Genomic DNA, 737 nt, shown 5'->3' with positions numbered 1-737 from the left:
ACTATACCGGCAGATATATGGTGACAACTGACATTAAGAAGAAGTAATGTTTTCCTATCTGCATTACATTGGCATTCACATCCATCCAATGCTGAATGTCACGATATTTAATTACATACCATGCAAATCTTTCCCTCGCCCTCCCGTTCTATGGATGCTAAGTTTGGGATTAGGCTTTTCCTCATGCAACCCACCCCACAGTTACCTGTGGCGCAGTTTCGGATGGGAATATCCCTATCACTGGGATACTAGAGTTATTAATCTATACTGAAATATTTCAAGAAGAAGCCGCTTCTTGTCGCACTCTTCTTTCATCCGCATGAAGGTTGCTTCCATGTCTGTTTTGGAACAGCTGTTGCGGCCTTTCCCCATGATCTCAAAGCATTCCTTATACTCCATCAGACGGGTCCCGCATTCTTCCAGTTCCTCGTAAAGCTTCTGGATCTCCGGTTTATGCTTACCTTTCCCATAAACGAATCCGATGTCTTCTCCCTGTGCGATCTGCATCAGGTTCTTCTGCAGTTTCCGGATCTCAAGCGGAGAACAGTAATCAATCTCAATGATGGTGTTATTGGAGATCTTCTTATGTTTTGTCAGTTTCCGTTTCCTGTTTTCTTCAATGACTTTACGGACTTTGTCCATTCCTTCAATCACAAACATCCGGGCATTTCCGAGATTGTATTTGGGGCCATATCCGTTTTCAAGCAGAAATGTATTATACTTTGTGTAAAGAGCAT

1 pseudogene is annotated in these 737 nt (G+C 42.7%); it reads right to left on the bottom strand.

The features are described 5' to 3' along the window. Window positions 1–303: 303 nt before the first annotated feature. Window positions 304–737: pseudogene (locus HMPREF9469_RS30410) on the bottom strand (IS1182 family transposase); the annotation flags it as partial.

The sequence above is a fragment of the [Clostridium] citroniae WAL-17108 genome (genome assembly GCF_000233455.1).
GTDB classification, from domain to species: Bacteria; Bacillota; Clostridia; order Lachnospirales; family Lachnospiraceae; genus Enterocloster; species Enterocloster citroniae.
The sequence above is the reverse complement of the archived record's forward strand: the minus strand, read 5'-3'. Positions and strand labels throughout refer to the sequence as shown.